Annotated in this window: 17 protein-coding genes; 9 read left to right on the top strand and 8 right to left on the bottom strand. The window is 72.8% G+C overall.

What is annotated here, in order from left to right:
- Positions 1-53: 53 nt before the first annotated feature.
- Together C4V41_RS32190 and C4V41_RS32185 are read right to left on the bottom strand one after the other, a co-directional pair.
- Positions 54-2,990, bottom strand: coding sequence for an FAD-binding and (Fe-S)-binding domain-containing protein (locus C4V41_RS32190; protein ID WP_103959728.1), 2,937 nt, complete (start codon positions 2,988-2,990; stop codon positions 54-56).
- Positions 2,991-3,048: 58 nt separating this feature from the next.
- A complete protein-coding gene (locus C4V41_RS32185; protein ID WP_103959727.1) occupies positions 3,049-3,588 on the bottom strand; it encodes a DUF892 family protein in 540 nt (179 codons plus the stop codon).
- A 121-nt stretch (positions 3,589-3,709) separates the two neighbouring features.
- Here C4V41_RS32185 and C4V41_RS32180 point away from each other — a divergent pair, with 121 nt between their 5' ends.
- Both C4V41_RS32180 and C4V41_RS32175 read left to right on the top strand, forming a co-directional pair.
- Positions 3,710-4,621: an ADP-ribosylglycohydrolase family protein gene (locus tag C4V41_RS32180; protein WP_103959726.1), complete on the top strand. Its 912-nt coding sequence runs from the start codon at positions 3,710-3,712 to the stop codon at positions 4,619-4,621.
- Positions 4,622-4,681: 60 nt separating this feature from the next.
- Positions 4,682-5,233, top strand: coding sequence for an RNA 2'-phosphotransferase (locus C4V41_RS32175; protein WP_456093859.1), 552 nt, complete (start codon positions 4,682-4,684; stop codon positions 5,231-5,233).
- Between the two features lie 7 nt (positions 5,234-5,240).
- On the opposite strand, the gene C4V41_RS32170 is transcribed toward C4V41_RS32175, so the two are convergent.
- Complete coding sequence (locus tag C4V41_RS32170; RefSeq protein WP_103959724.1) at positions 5,241-5,813, bottom strand: NADAR family protein; 573 nt, start codon at positions 5,811-5,813, stop codon at positions 5,241-5,243.
- Between the two features lie 252 nt (positions 5,814-6,065).
- Between C4V41_RS32170 and C4V41_RS32165 the strand changes: the two genes are divergently transcribed.
- The 7 genes from C4V41_RS32165 (at position 6,066) to C4V41_RS32135 (ending at position 13,311) form a co-directional block, all read left to right on the top strand.
- Positions 6,066-7,415 carry a TrkH family potassium uptake protein gene (locus tag C4V41_RS32165; RefSeq protein WP_103959723.1) on the top strand — a complete coding sequence of 450 codons (1,350 nt, stop codon included), beginning with the start codon at positions 6,066-6,068 and terminating at the stop codon, positions 7,413-7,415.
- On the top strand, positions 7,408-8,070 hold the full coding sequence (locus C4V41_RS32160) for a potassium channel family protein (RefSeq protein ID WP_103959722.1): 663 nt from the start codon (positions 7,408-7,410) through the stop codon (positions 8,068-8,070). The genes C4V41_RS32165 and C4V41_RS32160 overlap by 8 nt, the downstream gene beginning before the upstream one ends.
- 86 nt (positions 8,071-8,156) lie before the next feature.
- Positions 8,157-9,041: an ABC transporter ATP-binding protein gene (locus C4V41_RS32155; protein WP_103959721.1), complete on the top strand. Its 885-nt coding sequence runs from the start codon at positions 8,157-8,159 to the stop codon at positions 9,039-9,041.
- Positions 9,038-10,633, top strand: coding sequence for an ABC transporter permease (locus C4V41_RS32150; RefSeq protein ID WP_103959720.1), 1,596 nt, complete (start codon positions 9,038-9,040; stop codon positions 10,631-10,633). Before C4V41_RS32155 ends, C4V41_RS32150 begins: the two co-directional genes overlap by 4 nt.
- A gap of 26 nt (positions 10,634-10,659) precedes the next feature.
- Complete coding sequence (locus tag C4V41_RS32145) at positions 10,660-11,256, top strand: TetR/AcrR family transcriptional regulator (RefSeq protein WP_103959719.1); 597 nt, start codon at positions 10,660-10,662, stop codon at positions 11,254-11,256.
- Positions 11,257-11,395: 139 nt separating this feature from the next.
- Positions 11,396-12,817: an MFS transporter gene (locus tag C4V41_RS32140; RefSeq protein WP_103959718.1), complete on the top strand. Its 1,422-nt coding sequence runs from the start codon at positions 11,396-11,398 to the stop codon at positions 12,815-12,817.
- Positions 12,818-12,945: 128 nt separating this feature from the next.
- Complete coding sequence (locus tag C4V41_RS32135) at positions 12,946-13,311, top strand: STAS domain-containing protein (RefSeq protein ID WP_103959717.1); 366 nt, start codon at positions 12,946-12,948, stop codon at positions 13,309-13,311.
- Here the strand turns inward: C4V41_RS32135 and C4V41_RS32130 are convergent.
- Genes C4V41_RS32130 through C4V41_RS32110 form a run of 5 tightly spaced genes read right to left on the bottom strand, consistent with a single transcriptional unit; the run spans position 13,308 to position 18,255 of the window.
- Positions 13,308-13,958: an ABC transporter ATP-binding protein gene (locus tag C4V41_RS32130; protein ID WP_103959716.1), complete on the bottom strand. Its 651-nt coding sequence runs from the start codon at positions 13,956-13,958 to the stop codon at positions 13,308-13,310. The two genes, C4V41_RS32135 and C4V41_RS32130, sit on opposite strands and share 4 nt — an antisense overlap.
- Positions 13,951-14,877, bottom strand: a complete 927-nt coding sequence (locus tag C4V41_RS32125; protein WP_200824375.1) for an ABC transporter ATP-binding protein — start codon at positions 14,875-14,877, stop codon at positions 13,951-13,953. Before C4V41_RS32125 ends, C4V41_RS32130 begins: the two co-directional genes overlap by 8 nt.
- Entirely contained in the window at positions 14,874-15,746 is an 873-nt protein-coding gene (locus tag C4V41_RS32120; RefSeq protein WP_103959714.1) for an ABC transporter permease, read from the bottom strand. Before C4V41_RS32120 ends, C4V41_RS32125 begins: the two co-directional genes overlap by 4 nt.
- A complete protein-coding gene (locus tag C4V41_RS32115) occupies positions 15,746-16,723 on the bottom strand; it encodes an ABC transporter permease (RefSeq protein WP_235030497.1) in 978 nt (325 codons plus the stop codon). Before C4V41_RS32115 ends, C4V41_RS32120 begins: the two co-directional genes overlap by 1 nt.
- Positions 16,720-18,255, bottom strand: a complete 1,536-nt coding sequence (locus C4V41_RS32110) for an ABC transporter substrate-binding protein (RefSeq protein WP_200824374.1) — start codon at positions 18,253-18,255, stop codon at positions 16,720-16,722. The genes C4V41_RS32115 and C4V41_RS32110 overlap by 4 nt, the downstream gene beginning before the upstream one ends.
- Positions 18,256-18,322 lie beyond the last annotated feature (67 nt).

Raw genomic sequence — 18,322 nt, 5'->3', positions numbered from 1 at the left:
ATTTCGCGAATCATCGACATGATAGATCGCCTCTGGGGCGCCCGGCAAGGCGATCAGGGGCGGACGATGGCCGCCGCCAGGAGTTCGGCCAGGTGGCGGGCCCTGCGGCCGGTTCCTGAGTGGCCCACCTGGGTGCGGCAGGAGAAGCCGTCGGCCAGGATCTCCTGGTCCGGCCCCGCCGACCGGAGCGCGGGCCAGAGGCCCTCTTCTGCGCAGGCCACGGAGACGTCGTAGTGCCGCCGCTCGAACCCGAAATTTCCGGCCTGTCCGCAGCAGCCGGAGTCGAGCACCTCCGTCCGGATGCCGAACCGGTCGAGGACGGCCTGGTCGGCGTCGTACCCCATGATGGCGCTCTGGTGGCAGTGCACCTGGGCGAGGGCCGCGCCGCCGGTCGAGGAGGGGCGCCAGTCGGGCGCGTGCCGTTCGAGCAGCTCGGCCAGCGTCAGGGTGCGCTCGGAGAGCAGCCGGGTCTGCGGGGTGTTGAGCAGCTCCGGCCCGTCGGAGCGGAACACGGCCGTGCAGCTCGGCTCCAGCCCCACCACCGGGACCCCGGCCTCGGCCCACGGGAGCAGCGCCCGCACGCTGCGCCCCAGCACCCGCCTGGCCGTCGCGAGCTGACCCGTCGAGATCCAGGTGAGCCCGCAGCACAGCGCCGCCGGCGGCACGTGCACCTCGAACCCGGCCGCCTCCAGCACCGCCACCGCCGCCTTCCCCACGTGCGGGTCGAAGTGGTCGGTGAACGTGTCCGCCCAGAGCACCACTCGCCCCCGCGTGCCCGGCCCCGGCCGGTCCCGCCGCCTGAACCAGTCGGTGAACCGCTCGTCCGCGAACCTGGGCAGCTCCCGGCGTCCCGCGACCCCGGCGACGGCCTTGACCAGCCGCGACAGGCCGGGCATGTGGGTGAGGGCGTTCACCGTCCTGGGCGCGGACGAGGCGAGCGCCGCCCACACCGGCAGCCAGCCCATCGAGTAGTGGCTGATCGGGCGGATCCTGCGCCGGTAGTGGTGGGCGAGGAACTCCGCCTTGTACGTGGCCATGTCCACGTTCACCGGGCACTCCGACCGGCAGCCCTTGCAGGACAGGCACAGGTCGAGCGCGTCGCGCACGGCCTCCGACCGCCAGCCGTCGGTGATCACGTCGCCGCGTACCATCTCGGCCAGCAGCCGGGCCCGGCCGCGCGTGGAGTGCTCCTCCTCCCGCGTCACCCGGAAGCTGGGGCACATCACGCCGCCCTCGGACGTGCCCTGCCGGCACTTGCCGATCCCGACGCAGCGGGTGGCGGCGTGGCCGAAACGCCCGTGGTCGTCCGGGTAGCCGAAGAACGTGTGCCGGGGCTCCAACGGGTAGAAGTGCCGCTGCGCGAGGTCCTGGTCCAGGCGGCGGGGGTGGACGACCTTGCCGGGGTTCATCCGGTCGCGCGGGTCGAAGATGGCCTTGAAGCGGCCGAACGCCTCGACCACGCCGTCGCCGTACATGCGGGGCAGCAGCTCGGCCAGCGCCTGCCCGTCGCCGTGCTCCCCCGACAGCGAGCCGCCGTAGTCGGCGACCAGGTCGGCGGCCTCCATCGCGAACGCCCGGTAGGTGGCGATCCCGTCGTCGGTGTGCAGGTCGAGCGGGAGCCTGCCGTGCACGCAGCCCTGGCCGAAGTGGCCGTACAGGGCCGAGTCGGCGTAGCCGTAGCGGCGCAGCAGCCGGTCGTACTCGCGGAGATACTCCCCCAGCCGCGCGGGCGGCACCGCCGCGTCCGACCAGCCCTCGTACGTCTGCCGCCCCGTCGGCGGGTACGCCTCCACGCCCAGCCCCGACTCGCGCAGCCGCCACATCCGGTCCTCCCTGACCGGATCGCCCAGGAACAGGTGGTTCGGCGCCAGCCCCCGCTCACGCCGCCCCACGTCGCGCATCATCGCCTCGGCCCGCTCGCGCGCCTGATCGGGCGTGTCCCCGCCGAACTGCACCAGCAGCCACCCCGCCCCCGGCGGCAGGTCGCGCAGCGCGGGATCGTTCGGGTGCTCGGCGCGGGCCAGCCGGTACATGGTCTCGTCCATGGCCTCCAGCGCGAGCGGCCGGTGCGCGGCCACGGCCGGGACGGCGTCGGCGGCGGTGAAGATGTCGTCGAACCCGAGCACGGCCAGCGACCGGGCGGCGGGCCTCGGCACCACGGCCAGCTCCGCGCGCAGCACGGTGACGAGCGTGCCCTCGCTGCCGACCAGGGCGCGGGCCAGGTTGCCGCCGTTCTCGGGCAGGAGCTGGTCGAGGTTGTAGCCGGACACGCGCCGCTCCAGCCGGGGGAAGCGGGTGCGGATCAGCTCCAGGGTGTCGTCGCGCAGGTCGCGGATCTGCCGGTGGATCTCGGCCAGGCGACCGCCCTCGGCCTGGACGCGGGCGTACTCCTCCTCGCCGGTCGGCCCCACCCACGCGCGCACGCCGTCGTAGGTGAGGATCTCCAGCCGCAGGACCGAGTCCGCCATCTTCCCGTACGCCTGCGCGGACGCGCCGCAGGAGTCGTTGCCGATCATGCCGCCGATCGTGCAGGTCGGATGGCTGGACGGCCTGGGCCCCATCATCAGCCCGTAGGCGGCCAGCGCCCGGTCCACCGCGTCCAGCACGGCCCCGGCCTCGACGACGACCCGCCGGCGTACCGGGTCCACGGACTCGATCCGGCCGCAGTGCTTGGACCAGTCGATCACCACGGCGACGTTGCAGCACTGCCCGTTCAGGCTGGTGCCGCCGCCCCGCGACAGCACCGGCACGTCCCTGGCCCGGCAGACCGCCACGGCCGCCGCCCCGGCCTCCAGGCTGCGCGGCACGACCACGCCGATCGGGACCTGCCGGTAGTTGGAGGCGTCCCTGGCGTAGGCGGCGCGGCTGCCCGTGTCGAAGCGGACCTCGCCGTCCACCGCCTCCTCCAGACGCCGGCGCAGCGTCTCGACGTCGATCTCGCGCGGCTTCCGGGCGACGGGTGTCCCGAGCAGGCTGTCCAGGCTGTCCATGTCCCGGCCCGTACCCCGACCGCCTCACGGGCACCTCAACGGCACGCCAAGGCGGAACCTAGACTCCGAGCAGGTCGGTCAGGTCGTCGGCGTGCTCCTCCTCCTCTTCCAGGATCGACTCCATGAGCCGCCGGGTCGTCGGGTCGCCGTCGCCCAGCCAGCGGATGATCTCCTGGTAGGTGGAGATGACGATGCGCTCGGCCCAGAGGTTGGCCTCCAGCAGGGCGCGCAGGTCGGTGTCGGCCGGGACCTGGTAGTCGGTGTGGGAGCGCTGGACAAGGCTGCCCGGGTCGAAGTCCGGCTCCCCGCCGAGCTGGCTGACCCGTTCGGCGGCGCGCAGCGCGTGGTCGAGCTCCTCCTTGGCGTGCTCGGTGAACTCCTCGGCCACCTGCGCGCGGTCGATGCCCTTGGCCGAGATGGCGTGCCTGGTGTACCTGAGCCAGCACACCACCTCGGTCGCGATCACGTCGTTGAGCACCTCGATGATCTTCTGCGGGTCGCGGCCGAAGGTCTGCGTGATCGGCCCGTCCTCCATCTTCTGCCGGACCTGCTCACGGATCCTGGTGACGTCCACCACGAAGTCGTCGGTCTGAGTCATGTGCGTCCTTCCCCCGGCAAGGCGTTTTCCCTGGTCAAAGGTAACTTCGGGGACCTCTCCGGACGGGCTGCGACACCCGGGGGCCGATCATCGCCGCGCGGGCGTGCCAGAATGAGGGCAAATGTCAGCCGAATCCCTGGCGCGTGCCACCTCCTCCCTGTACGGACTCCTCGTGGGAGACGCCCTCGGCTCCCAGTTCTACGTCCCGGCCAACCGGCGGGCCCTGACCGATCGGGCGCTGCCGCCGGGGCCGTGGCAGTGGACCGACGACACCGAGATGGCCTGCTCGGTGCACCGCGTCCTGGCCGGGCACGGCGGCATCGACCAGGACCTGCTGGCCGCGAGCTTCGCCGCCCGCCACGACTTCGACCGCGGCTACGGGCCGTCGACCGGCCGGATGCTGCGCCTGGTGCGCGAGGGCGGCGATTGGCGGGCGCTGGCGGCCGAGCTGTTCGACGGGAAGGGCTCGTGGGGCAACGGCGCCGCCATGCGGGTGGCGCCGGTGGGGGCGTGGTTCGCCGGGGACGTACCGGAGGCGGCGGCGCAGGCGCGGCTGTCCGCCGAGGTCACGCACACGCATCCGGAGGCGGTGGCGGGCGCGATCGCGGTGGCCGTCGCGACGGCCACCGCCGCGACCGGCTCCCGTCCGGCGCCCGGGCGGCTCTTCGACGTGGTGCTGGAGCACACGCCGCCCGGTCTGGTACGCGACGGGATCGTACGAGCACGGCACCTGCTGACGATCGGCGACCCGGTGCTGGCGGCCCGCGAACTCGGCAACGGCCGGGCCGTCTCGGCACAGGACACGGTGCCGTTCACGCTCTGGGCCGCCGCCCGCCACCTGGACGACTTCGCCGCGGCCTTCTGGACGACGGCGTCGGCGGGCGGGGACGTCGACACGACGTGCGCGATCGTGGGCGGCATCGTCGGCGCCGTGACGAGCCCGCCGCCGGAGTGGATCCGAATGTGCGAGCCGCCCCCGGAATGGGCGGGCGTGCCCGCCTACCGGCCCTCGCCGGGGAACGCACGGTCGTAGCCCCGAACGTGCGCCGGACCTTCATAATTCGGTTGGCCCGGAGAGGCGGGGCGCGGGAGCATGGCGGGGATGGAAGAGCGGCGCATGGTGCGCATTTCAAAATATCTGGCCCGGCATCTGCGGCACGACCCGCAGCGCATCGGCCTCACCCTCGACCCGGCCGGCTGGGTGGAGGTGGAGACCCTTCTGCGGGCGGCCCGCGAGCACGGGTTCACGATCACGCCCGACGAGCTGCGGGAGGTCGTGGCCGTCAACGACAAGCGCCGGTACGCGATCGAGGACGGCCGGATCCGGGCCAGCCAGGGGCACACGATCCCGGTGGATCTCGGCCTGCCCGTCGTCGAGCCGCCCGAGGTGCTCTACCACGGCACCGTGGGGCGGTTCCTGGTGGCGATCAGGAAAGAGGGGCTGCGGCCGATGAACCGGCAGCACGTGCACCTGTCGCCCGACCGGGAGACGGCCGTGCGGGTGGGGTCCCGGCGGGGTGCGCCCGTGGTGCTGGTGGTGGCCGCCGGGGTCATGCACGCCGACGGGCACCCGTTCCGGCGCAGCGCCAACGGGGTCTGGCTGGCGGACCACGTCCCGCCCGGCTACCTGCGGCTGCCGTCCTGAAAGGCGCCTACCCGCGCCTGCCCTCCTGAAGGGTCGCGCGGGCGGACATCAGGGCGAAGCCGAGCAGGTTGAGGCCGCGCCAGGTCTCCGGTGCGGCGGCGCGCCGGTCGTCGGCCGTCAGGCCGATGCCCCACACCCGGTCCACCGGGCTGGCCTCGACCAGGACCCGGTTCGCGGTCCCGAGCAGGTAGTCCCCCAGCTCGGCGTTCTGCCCGAACTTGGCCACGCCGCCGCGCGCCACGATGGCGGAGCGGTGCGCGTTCCAGGTGTCCTCGTCGAAGCCCCGTACGGTGCGGCCGATCGCCTTGGCCTTGGCCGGATGCCCGCTCCCGAGGATCTCGGCGGCGCTCTCCTCGTCCCCGAACAGCCACGCCTTGTGCGCCATCATGTAGTGCTCGGCGGTGGCGAACCGGTGCCCGTCCTCGGTGAAGGGGGACGGCCACCACTGGCTCAGGCAGCCGGGGCCGGCCCCGCCGCCGCGGGCGGGCTGGTGGCCCCAGAAGTACAGGTACTTGAGACGCCGGCCGGTCCTCGTGGCGGCGATCGCCTCGTCGACGGTCAGGGGCAGTTCATCGGACATGTCGCCTACCGTCCCACATGCCGGGCGAGACCGGCTCCAGGGGCGCGTGGAGAGGGAACGCCGGTGCGCCAGGGCGTCAAGAACGCGTGGTGAAGTCGTCAAGGAGACGTAAGTGCGCTGGTGGTCCTGGGGGCTGTTACGGTAGTGCGCGGCGCGCCGGGAAGTCTGGTCGGCATGGACTGGCGGCTGGAGTCTCTCGGGGGAGGCATTCGCGATGCGTGGCCCTTGTGGCTGTATCGAGATCGGTGACCGATGATGCGCGGGCCCTCGTTCTCGGCCAGGTTCCGGCACCCGGCACAGGTCGTGGTGGCCGCCTTCGTCGTGGCCGTGGCCATCGGCACGGTCCTGCTCTCCCTTCCCATGGCCACCACCGCCGGTGAGCCGGCCGACTGGGTTTCCGCGCTGTTCACCTCGACCTCGGCCGTCTGCGTGACCGGGCTGGCCGTGGTCGACACCGAGGCGCACTGGTCGGTGTTCGGCGAGGTGGTGATCGCCGGGCTGGTCCAGGTGGGCGGCCTCGGGATCATGACCATGGCCACCCTGTTCACCCTGCTCATCTCCGGCCGCCTGGGTCTGCGGGCCAAGATCGCGGCGCAGGCCGAGACCAAGACGCTGAGCACGAGCGACGTGCGCCGCGTGGTGCGCAAGGTGGTGCTGTTCAGCCTGGTGTGCGAGGTCATCGCGGCCGTCGTGCTCACCGGCCGCTTCATGATCGGCTACGGCGAGTCGTTCGGCCGCGCCCTCTACCTGGGCGCCTTCCACTCGGTCACGGCGTTCAACAACGCCGGGTTCGCGCTCTGGCCCGACAGTCTCATCCGGTTCGTCACCGACCCGTGGATCTGCCTGACCATCGCGATCGCGACCATCGTCGGCGGGCTGGGCTTTCCCGTGGTGTTCGAGCTGGCCCGCTCCTGGCGGCACCCGCGCAAGTGGACGGTGCTCACCAGGATCACCGTGGGCATGACCGTCGTCCTGCTGGTGCTCGGCACGCTCGTCTTCCTGATGACCGAGTGGCGCAACCCGAGGACGCTGGGGGCGCTCGACGATCCCGGCAAGCTGCTGGCGGCGTTCTTCACCGCCGTCATGCCGCGCTCGGCCGGGTTCAACTCCCTCGACATCTCCCAGATGTACCCGTCGAGCTGGCTGGCCACCGAGCTGCTGATGTTCATCGGCGGCGGCAGCGCGGGCACCGCGGGCGGGCTCAAGGTGACCACGCTCGGGCTGCTGGTGTTCGTCGTGTGGGCCGAGCTGCGGGGCGAGACCCGGGTGAACATCGGCCACCGCCGGCTGCCGGAGGCCACGCAGCGGCAGGCGGTCACGATCACCACGCTGGGGGTGGCGCTCGTCGCCGTGTCCACCTACGTGCTGCTCGCCCTCACCCCGCACACCCTCGACCAGGTGCTGTTCGAGGTGGTCGCGGCGTTCGGCACGGCGGGGCTGTCCACCGGCATCACCGCCCACGTGGGCGTGGCCGGCCACCTGCTGCTGGTCTTCCTGATGTTCATCGGCCGGCTCGGCCCGCTCACGCTGGGGTCCGCCCTGGCCCTCAACACCCGCGCCCGCCATTACGAGCTACCCGAGGAGCGAGTCATCGTTGGCTGATCACAAGAGCGACCCGGTCGTCGTCATCGGCCTGGGCCGGTTCGGCACGTCACTGGCGCTGGAGCTCACCCGGCGCGGCACCGAGGTCCTGGCCATCGACCACCGGCCGAAGATCACCCAGAGCCTGGCCGGGCGGATCACCCAGATCGCCACCGCGGACGCCACCGACATGGAGGCCCTGCGCCAGCTCGGCGTGCCCGACTTCTACCAGGCGGTGATCGCCGTCGGCAGCGACATCGAGGCCAGCATCCTGGCCACGTCGCTGCTGGCCGAGCTGGAGATCAACGACATCTGGGCCAAGGCGGTCAGCACCCAGCACGGCCGCATCCTGAGCCGCATCGGCGCCCACCACGTCGTCTTCCCCGAGCACGACATGGGCGAGCGGGTGGCCCACCTGGTCAGCGGGCGCATGCTCGACTACATGCAGGTGGACGAGAACTTCGCGCTGGCCAAGACCACGCCGCCGAAGGAATACGTCGGCATCCCGCTGGGCCGGTCCAACCTGCGGCGCAAATACGGCGTCACCATCGTGGCGGTGAAGCCACCCGGCGAGGAGTTCACCTACGCCACCGCGGACACCGAGCTGACCTACGGCGACGTCATCCTCGTCTCCGGCCGGACCGAGCAGGTGGAGCGTTTCGCCGAGCTGCCGTGACCGTGCCTTTCGCCGAGCTGCCGTGAGCCCGTCGGGCGGCGTAGGGTGAGGGTCCCGGGGGCCTGAAGGGTTTCAGGGAGGCGCCCATGCCTGCCGTCCTCGTCACCGGCCTGTTCAAGCGATACGGCAAGGTCCGCGCGCTGGACGGGCTCGACCTCACCGTACGCACCGGCGAGGTGCACGGCTTCCTCGGGCCCAACGGCTCGGGCAAGACCACCACCCTGCGCATCCTGCTCGGCCTGCTGCGCGCCGACGCCGGGCACGCCGAGCTGCTCGGCGGCGACCCCTGGCGCGACGCGGTCGCCCTGCACCGGCGGCTGGCGTACGTGCCGGGCGACGTGGTGCTGTGGCCCACGCTGTCCGGCGGTGAGGCCATCGACCTGCTCGGCCGGTTGCGCGGCGGCCTCGACCCGCGCCGCAAGGCGGCCCTGCTCGACCGCTTCGACCTCGACCCGACGCGGAAGGGCCGCGCCTACTCCAAGGGCAACCGCCAGAAGGTGGCCCTCATCGCCGCGCTGGCCTCCGACGTGGAGCTGCTGCTGCTCGACGAGCCGACGTCCGGGCTGGACCCGCTCATGGAGGCGGCCTTCCGCGAGGCGATCGACCAGGAGCGCGACGGCGGCCGTACGGTGCTGCTGTCCAGTCACATCCTGTCCGAGGTCGAGGCCCTGTGCGACCGGGTCACGATCATCCGGGCCGGCCGCGCGGTCGAGACCGGCACGCTGGCCCAGTTGCGGCACCTCACCCGTACGTCGATCAGCGCCGAGCTCGACCGTGTGCCGGAGGGCCTGGCCGGCCTCAAAGGGGTGCACGACCTGGCCGTCAACGGGACGCGGGTGCGCTTCCAGATCGACTCCGAGCGCCTCGATGACGCGCTGCGCCTGCTCACCGGCGCCGGCGTACGCGGCCTGACCTGCCGGCCGCCCACCTTGGAAGAGTTGTTCCTGCGGCACTACCGGACCGGCCCATGATCGCGTCGAAGGGCGCGCTCGCCCTCCTGCGGCTGGCGCTGCGCAGGGACCGGGTGGTGCTGCCGGTCTGGATCGCCGTGCCCGCCGTGGTCGTGGCCGCCATCGGGTCGGCGCTCGCCGACCTGTATCCGCAGGCCGGCCGGCGTGCCGCGCTCGGCGCGACCGTCACCTCCGCTCCCGCGCTGCGGGCGCTGACCGGTCCCGTCTACGACACCTCGATCGGCGGGCTGACCGCCTGGCGGGCCGTCACGTTCGTCACGGTTCTGGCGGCTTTGATGAGCATCACCACGGTGATCAGGCACACCCGGGCCGACGAGGAGAGCGGCCGGGCCGAGCTGGTCGGGGCCTGCGTGGTCGGCCGGCACGCGATCGTCGCCGCCACGGTCCTGCTCGCGGGCGCCGCGAACCTGGTCCTCGCCCTGGTCACCGCGCTCGTCCTGGCCGCTCAGGGGTTGTCGGTGGCGGGCTCGCTCGCGTTCGGGCTGGCGGCCGGCGGCGCGGGGTGGGTGTTCGCGGGGGTGGCGGTGGTGGCCGCCCAGCTCACCGAGCACGCGCGCACGGGGCGCGGGCTCGCGGTCGCGGCGCTGGGGCTGGCGTTCGTCCTGCGCGCCTCGGGCGACGCGACCGGCGACGAGGCGGTGTCGTGGCTGTCGCCGCTGGGGTGGGCCCAGCGGGTACGTCCGTTCGCCGGGGAGCGGTGGTGGGCGGTCGCCCTGCTCGCCGGTACGGGGCTGGCGCTGGTCGCGGTGGCCGCCGTACTGGCCGGGCAGCGTGACCTGGGCGCCGGGCTGGTCGCGCCCCGGCACGGCCCACGGGACGCGGGAGCCCGGCTGGCGAGCACGCCGGCGCTGGCGTGGCGGCTGCAGCGCGGGAGCCTGCTCGGATGGTCGGCGGCGTTCGCCGTGGCAGGGGGCATGTTCGGGTCCCTGGCGCAGAGCGTGGGCACGATCATCCAGGACAACCCGCGACTGGCCGCCATGCTGGCCCTGATGGGCGGCGAAGGCGCGCTGGTCGACACGTTCCTGGCGACCGTGCTGGGGCTGCTCGGCCTGGTCGCGGGCGGGTACGCGGTGCAGGCGACGCTGCGGCTGCGTACCGAGGAGTCGGCGCTCCGGGCCGAACCGGTCCTGGCCACGGCCGTACGGCGCGCGTCGTGGACGGCGGGTCACCTCGGCGCGGCGCTGGCCGGAACGGTGGTGATCCTGGCCGCCGGCGGGCTGGCGGCGGGTCTCACGCACGGGATCCGCGCGGGCGGTCCGGCCGCCGAGGTGCCGCGCCTGGTGGCGGCCGCGGTGCTCCAGGCTCCCGCCGGATGGACGCTGGCGGGGCTGGCGATGCTGCTGTTCGGGGCGCTGCCCAGGCTGGTGGCGCTGGCGTGGGCGGCGCTGGTGGCGTTCGCGCTGATCGCCCAGCTCGGCGAGCTGCTCCGGCTGGACGACCGCGTCATGAGCCTGTCCCCCTTCACCCATCTGCCCCAATTGCCCGGCGGCACGGTGACGGCCGGGCCGCTGCTCTGGCTGACGGGTGTCGCGGCGGCGCTGGCGGTGGCCGGAGTGCTCGCGTTCGGCGCGCGCGACGTGAGCGGTGACTGATATGCCCCTGTCGTAGGCTTGGTCCTATGATCAAGGCCGCGGCCCGACAGCCCGTACCCGCCAGGCGTGCGGACGCCGAGCGCAACATCGCCGCGATCCTCGAAGCGGGGACCCGGCTGCTCAGCGCCGACCACACGGCCAGCGTGGCCGAGATCGCCAAGGCCGCCGGGGTGGGCCGGGTGACCCTCTATGGTCATTTCCCGTCGCGGGAGGCGCTGGTCGACGCCGTGATGGACCACGCGGTGGGCGTGGCGGACGCGGTGCTGGCCGACGAGTCGCTCGACACCCTGCCCGCCCCCGAGGCCATGGCCCGGCTGCTGCGTTCGTCGTGGGAGCTCCTCGACCGGCACCGGCGCCTGTTCATGGCCGCCGACCGGGCGCTGGCCACGGAGCGGATCAGGGAGCATCACGAGGGGCCGCTGCGGCGGGTGGAGCGGCTGATCGCGCGGGGGCAGGGAGATGGGGACTTCCGGACCGACCTGCCGCTGACGTGGCTGGTGACGACGTTCTTCTCGATCATTCACAGCGCCGCCCAGGAGCGGGAGACGGGACGGCTCGCGCCCGACGAGGCGGAACAGGTCCTGACCAGGACGATGCTGTCCCTCCTCGCCCCGCAGCGGTAGAGCGGGCCTCCTGGGCTTCTGGGTCCATCGCGCCCTTCTTCCGTTACTGAATGTCATCGATTCACAGCGCAGCGCGACCTCGACACCCTGCCCCGGTATGGGTTAACTTGAACACTGATGTTCAAGTTAAGGAGTTGGGATGAGTCTCGATATGGCTCCGGCCAAGGCGCGGAGTGGCGGGTGGGCCGTGCTGGTGCTGCTCTGCCTGGCGCAGTTCATGCTGATCGTCGACATCACCGTGGTGCAGGTGGCGCTGCCGACCATCGGTGCGGAGCTGGTGCTCGGCCGGGAGGCGCTCACCTGGGTGGTGACCACGTACACGCTCTGCTTCGGCGGCCTGATGGTGCTCGGCGGGCGGCTCGCGGACGTGCTCGGCGCCCGCAGGACGCTGCTCGCGGGGCTCGGGCTGTTCACGGCGGCCTCGCTGGTGTGCGGGCTGGCCGGGAGCGGTGGTGTGCTCATCGCGGGGCGGGCCCTGCAGGGGGTCGGTGCGGCGCTGCTGTCGCCCGCGGCCCTGGCGGTCATCACCGGCACCTTCCACGGTGAGCGGCGCGGGCGGGCGCTCGGCGTGTGGGCGGCCATCGGCGGGACGGGGGCGGCCCTCGGCGTGCTCGTCGGCGGCGTGCTGACCGCCGGACCGGGGTGGGCCTGGGTGTTCTTCGTCAACGTGCCGATCGGGCTGCTGGTGCTGGCCGCCGTACCCGCCGTCGTGCCGCGGGCGGCCGGGCGGAGGGAGCGGGTCGACGTGCCCGGCGCGCTGGTCGTCACGATGGCGACGGCGCTGCTGATCTACGGGCTGGTGACGGCGGGCGACTCCGGCTGGACGGCGGCGGGCACGGTGCTGCCGTTGATCGGGGCCGTGCTGCTGTACGTGCTGTTCGTGGTGATCCAGAAGTCGGTACGGTCGCCGCTCATGCGGGCCGCGACCCTCGCCAGACGGCCGGTGATCTCGGGGACGTTCGTCATGCTGGTGGCCACCGGGCTGATGCTGGGCCTGTTCTTCCTCAGCTCGCTCTACCTGCAGCACGTGCTCCGCTTCAGCGCCCTGGAGACCGGGCTGCTCTTCCTGCCCGTGGCCGTCGCGATCACGGCGGGCGCGCAGGCCGGCGGGCATCTCATCGGCCGCCTCGGCGGGCGGGCCGTGGCGGTGGGGGCGTTCGTGGTGACGGCGGCGGGGGCGGCGCTGATGACGCGCATCTCGCCCGACGCCAGCGCCTACACCACGCTGCTGCCCGGGTTCGCGCTGGCCGCGCTGGGCATCGGACCGGCGTTCGTGACGGCCACCACGACGACCATGGCCAACATCCCTCCCGGTGAGAACGGGGTCGCCTCCGGGGTGATCAGCACCTTCCACGAGCTGGGCGGCTCGATCGGCGTGGCCGTGGTGTCCACGGTCGCCGCCGCCAGCCTCACACCCGGGACGGGGGCGGGCATCGGGGGGTTCGTCTCCGGGCTCACCCTGTGCGCGGTGGTGGCGGGGGTCGCGGCCGTCGTCGCGCTCGGGCTGGTGCCCCCGGGCAAGCCGGCGGCGGCCTTCGTCGGGCACGGCCACGGGCACTGAATCCGGCACGGGCATGTGTCGGATGGGGCTCGGCGGGGCGCACGGAAATGTGGGATATCGCCGACGACTCCAGCGGACTACCCTTCATTGATGGTCATGTTCCGCTGGCGAGAGCGGTGAAGCCGTAGATGCCGCCATTAACGCTGGCGCACCAGCACCTGCCCGGGGTGACCGTGCTCGCCGTCCATGGCGAGATGGACGCCACCAACCGAGCCCAGCTCGAGACCTATCTCCGGGAGAACCGGGGGGATCCATCGAAACGGCTGGTGTTCGACCTGTCGCGGGTGCCGTTCATGGACAGCTCCGGCCTGCACGTTCTGCTGTCGTGTACGACCGACTGTCTCAGGCACGGGGGCGCCGTCCACCTCGCCGCCGTGCAGCCCCTGCCCGCCCGGCTCTTCGAGATCACGGGCGTCCTGGCGCACGTGCCGGTGCACGACACCGTCGAGGACGCCATCGCGGCGGCCCTGAAGCCCTCGGAACGCTCCATCTAGCGGGCCGGGGCGGCGGTGGCGTGCCATTCGTGGACGCCGCCGTCCGACCAGCGGTCCAGGAGTTCGGTGTCGTGGCTGATCGCCAGCACCCCCGCCCCGGTACGTTCCCGGTACGCCTCGATCCTGGCCACCAGGTGTGCCTGGGTCGAGGCGTCCAGCATCGTGGTCATCTCATCGCAGATCAGGTAGCGGGGTTCGAGGGCGAGCGCCCGCGCCACGCACGCCCGCTGGAGCTGCCCGTCCGACACCTCGTGCGGCCGGCGCCCGAACAGTTCGGCCGTCAGCCCCAGTTCCTCCGCCAGCAGATGGGCCCGGTCCAGGGGGCGGCGGGCGGCCTTGAGGGGTTCGGTGATCACGTCCAGGAGGGTGAAGCGGGGATCGACGGCCAGCCGGGGCTGCTGGAAGATCAGGCCGATCGAGGTACGCCGCGGCGCCCGGTGCCGCCATCCCGTCACCGCCTGCCCGTCCACCGTGACCGTGCCCGCGGCGGGGCGCAGCAGCAGGGCCAGGACGCGGGCCAGCGTGGACTTGCCGCAGCCGCTGGGACCGGCCAGGCCGAGCACCTTCCCGGGGCGTACGGCCAGCGAGGTCCGGTCGAGCACCTTGTGGCGGCCGAACGTGACCGTGATGCCGTGGGCTTCAAGCATGGTGACACGCCACCTTGTTTCCGTTCAGGACCGGCTGTTCGGCGCACTCGGGGGTCGCCAGGGAGCAGCGGGGCCGGAAGGCGCAGCCGTCCGGCAGGCGGGTGAGCTCGGGCGGCCGGCCGGGAATCGGGACGAAGGCCCGTGACGGCAGCGCGTCCAGCAGGCCCCGCGCGTACGGGTGCCGTGGCCCGTCGAAGAACGAGCGCGCCGGGGCCAGTTCGACGACGCGGCTGGCGTACATGACCGCGATGTCGTCGGCCACCCGCTCGGCCGCCCGCAGGTCGTGCGTGATGACCAGCACCGCCCGCCCCTCGTCGCACAGGCGGCGCAGCTCGGCCATGGTGGCCTCCACCAGCGGCCGGTCGAGGCCGGTGGTGGGCTCGTCGGCCAGGATCAGCGGCGGGTCGCCGGCCAGGGCCAGGGCGTTGGCCACCCGCTGGGCCATGCCGCCGGAGAGCTGGTGCGGGTAGCGGTCCAGGTCCTGGGGGCGCAGCCCGGCGCGTTCCGCGAGCTCGTCGGGGCTCTCGGGGCGGCCGAGCTCGCGCAGCGTCTCGGCGAGCTGGGCGCGGGCCGTGCGCACGGGGGTGAGGTGGGCGGCCGGGCTCTGCGGCACGAGCCCGATGAGACGCCCGCGCACCTGCCTGGCCAGCACCTTCTCCGACGCCGCCACCAGATCAAGCGGGCCATCGGATCGGTTAAGCCCGCCGGACCGGTCGAGCCAGGCGTGGCCGGTGACGGTGGCGTTGCCCGGCAGGAGGCCGAGCAGGGCGTGGGCCATCACGGACTTGCCGCACCCGGACTCGCCGACCAGTGCCAGGCAGCGGCCCGCCGCCAGTTCGAAGCGGGCGTCGGTGACCGCGTGCACGTCCGCGCCGGGCAGGTGGAAGCGTACCGAGAGCCCGTCAACGCGCAGCCTCACAGAACCAGCTCCGATCTCCAGCGCGGGTTCGCGCGATCACGTACGTACTGCGCCAGCGCCGACACCGCCAGCGTCGGCACCAGGATGAGCAGCCCCGGGAAGAGGCTGGACCACCAGTCCCCCGCCAGCAGCGACCGCTGCCCGTCGTTGATCATGTTGCCCAGCGAGGCCAGGTGCGCGGGCAGCCCCAGGCCGAGGAAGCTGAGCGCGGTCTCGTGCCAGATCGCGTGCGGGATCATCAGCACGGTCGCCAGCAGCAACTGTGGCGCCAGGTTGGGCAGGAAGTGCCGGACGACGATCCGCAGGCGGCCCGACCCGCCGGAGATCGCCGCGTCCACGAACGGCCGCCCGCGCAGGGACAGCACCTCGGACCGGACGATCCGGGCGGCGGTCGTCCAGTGGGTGACGGCCACGGACACCACCACGGCCGTGGCGCTGGGCGCGAACAGCGCCACGATGAAGATCCCGAACAGCAGGTGCGGCAGCGAGTTGAAGCCGTCCACGACCCGCATCAGCAGCCGGTCGGCGAACCCGCCCGCGGCGCCCGCCACGAGCCCGGCCAGCCCGCCGATGGTCACGCTGGTCACCGCCGCCACCAGGCCGACCATGAGCGAGACGCGCAGCCCGTAGATCGAGCGGAGCAGCACGTCCCGGCCGACCTCGTCGGTGCCGAACGGGTGCGCGAGGGAGGGCGCCAGCCCGGCCGCGCCCAGGTCCACGAGCTGCTGGTCGAGCCGCGCCAGGAGCGGCACCAGCACGACGGCCAGGACCAGCACGGCCAGCGTGCCGAAGGCGAGGCGGTGGCGGCGGGCGGGCCGCAGCCCTTCCCGGCCGGCCCTCCCCCGCCGCCACGTCCAGGGGCCGGCCATCAGCTCACCCCGAGCACGCGCACGCGCGGATCGGCCACCGTGTACGCCAGGTCGGCCACCAGGTTGCCGGCCACGACCGCGAGCGTGGCCAGCAGGGTCAGCGCCGCCAGCAGCGGGAAGTCCACCGCCAGCGCCGCCTTGATCGTCGTCCCGGCCACCCCGGGCCAGGAGAACACCGCCTCGACCAGGATCGCCCCCGTCACCAGCTCCGGCACCCGGGCCCCCATGATCGTGATGAACGGCAGCAGCGCCGAGCGCAGCGCGTGCCGCAGCAGCACCGTGCGCCCGCGCAGCCCCCGGGCCCGCGCCCCGGTCACGAAGTCCTCCCGCAGCACGCCGATGACCGACTCCCGCACGAACAGCAGCAGCCACGACGACTGTGAGAAGGCCAGCACCGCCACCGGCAGCACCAGGTGCCGCGCCAGGTCGGGCAGTGTGACCGTGGTGGCGGCCGCGTCGGTGAGCCCGCCGGCGGGCAGCCAGCCCAGCGTCACGGAGAACACCCAGATCGCCAGCAGCCCCACCCAGAACACCGGCGCGGCCTCGTTGGTGAACGCCGTGCCGGTGATCAGCCGGTCCACCCACGAGTCGCGCTTCCAGGCGGCCAGCGTGCCGACGGCCAGTCCGGCCACCAGCATGACCACCAGCGCGCACCCGACGACGAGCAGCGTCCAGCCGAGCCGCTCGCCGATCACCTGGGCGACCGGCAGCCGCAGCGACCTGGACTCGCCCAGGTCGCCGGTGAGCAGGTTGCCGAGCCAGGTCGCGTACTGCTCCAGGAGCGGCCGGTCCAGCCCCCAGTTCGCCCTGATCTCGGCCATGATCTCCGGGCTGGTGACCATGGCCCGCTCCCCCAGATACTGCCGTACGGGGTCGAACGGGGACGCCTTGGCCAGCGCGAACATCCCGAACGTCACGGCCAGCAGCAGCGGCACGGCGAACGCCAGCCGCCACAGCACGATCCTGACCCAGATCACGAGGCGGGCTTCCAGTTCACGACCGTGCCGAGCAGGCCGCCGGTCGCGTGCTCGTGCGCCTCGACGCCGGGCGTCACGCCGCTCCAGTCACCGCGTACGACGTAGGTGTGCTTCAGGTAGACCAGGTACAGCCAGACGGCGTCGTCGCTGATCCGCCGCTGCACCTCGTCGTAGACCTTCTTGCGGGCGGCGGTGCCGGAGGTCTCCCTGCCCTCGTCGAGCAGCCGGTCCACGTCGGCGTTCCGGTAGCGGCCGGGGTTGAAGTAGCCCTGGCCGGCGAACGAGGAGTGGAACAGCTCGTAGTTGGTGTAGTCGGGGTCGTACGGGCTGCCCCAGCCCATGATCAGCGCGTCCTTGTCCATGCGCTGGTCGATGGCGTCCCAGTCGAGCCCGGCCAGTTTCACGTCGATGCCGACCCGTTTGGCGTCCGAGGCCACGGCCAGCGCCAGCTCCTTGCGCAGCGAGTCCCCCGCCGGGTACATGAGCGTGAACGTGGCCGCCGTGCCGTCCTTGGACCTGATCCCGTCGGCGCCCGCCTTCCAGCCGGCCTCGTCGAGCGTGGCGGCGGCCTTGGCGCGGTCGGCGGTGGCGGAGCCGGTCACGGCGGGGTTGTGCCAGTCGGTGCCGGGCGCGATCGGCCCGAACGCGGGCTCGCCGGAACCGGCCAGGATCGCCGAGACCATCGCGGCGCGGTCCACGGCCAGGCTCAGCGCCCTGCGGATGGCCAGGTCGCCGGTGACGGGCCGGTCGAGCGGGAACATGACGCCGCGGTAGTCGGCGCTGCGCGCCTCGTGGACGGTCATGCCCTGCTGGTTTCTGAACCGGGCCACTGCCTTGGGCGGCAGCACGGTGGCGGTGAACTCGCCGGCCGCCATCCTGGTGGCGCGGGCGTTGTCGTCGGCGGTGTACGCCATCACGAGGTTCTTGATCGCGGGCGCCTCGCCCCAGTAGCGGTCGTTGGCCTTGAGGGTGACCTTGTCGCCCTTGGTCCAGGAGACGAAGGCGTACGGGCCGGTGCCGATGGGCGTACCGGATATATCGGATTTGTCGGGAATGATGCCCAGCGTCGTCCGCTGCAGAATCGGCGCGTACGCGTACTTCAGGCGGAAGACGACCTCGCGCGTACCCGCGGCCTCGACTTTCTCGATGGCCGCGAAGTCGCCCCTGACCGGCGAGTTGTTGGCGGACTTCAGCACCTGCCCGTAGGTGTAGGCCACGTCGGCGGCGGTCAGCGCCCGGCCGTCGTGGAACGTGACACCCTGCCGCAGCGTGAAGGTGACCACCTTGCCGTCCACCTCGGGCAGCGACTCGGCCAGCGCGGGCTCCAGCTTCAGATCCGGGGTACGCCGGACCAGCCCGTCGAACATCAGCGAGCCGCCGTCCACCGCGTACCCGAGCACCGGGTTGAGCGAATCGGGCTCCGAGCCCACCCCCAGCACGACCGTGTCCTGCCCGGCCGGCGCCCCCGACGGAGCCGAGCACCCGCCCAGCACCAGGACGATTCCCCCGAACAGGGCCAATCTTCGCCTCATACCGGCGACCTTAAAGCGAAGGCGAAGTTATTGCAAGATAGTCGCAATAAGCGCGCTCTCGATCGAT

The sequence above is a fragment of the Nonomuraea solani genome (genome assembly GCF_900108335.1).
GTDB lineage: Bacteria > Actinomycetota > Actinomycetes > Streptosporangiales > Streptosporangiaceae > Nonomuraea > Nonomuraea solani.
This window is presented reverse-complemented; position numbering and strand designations above follow the sequence as displayed.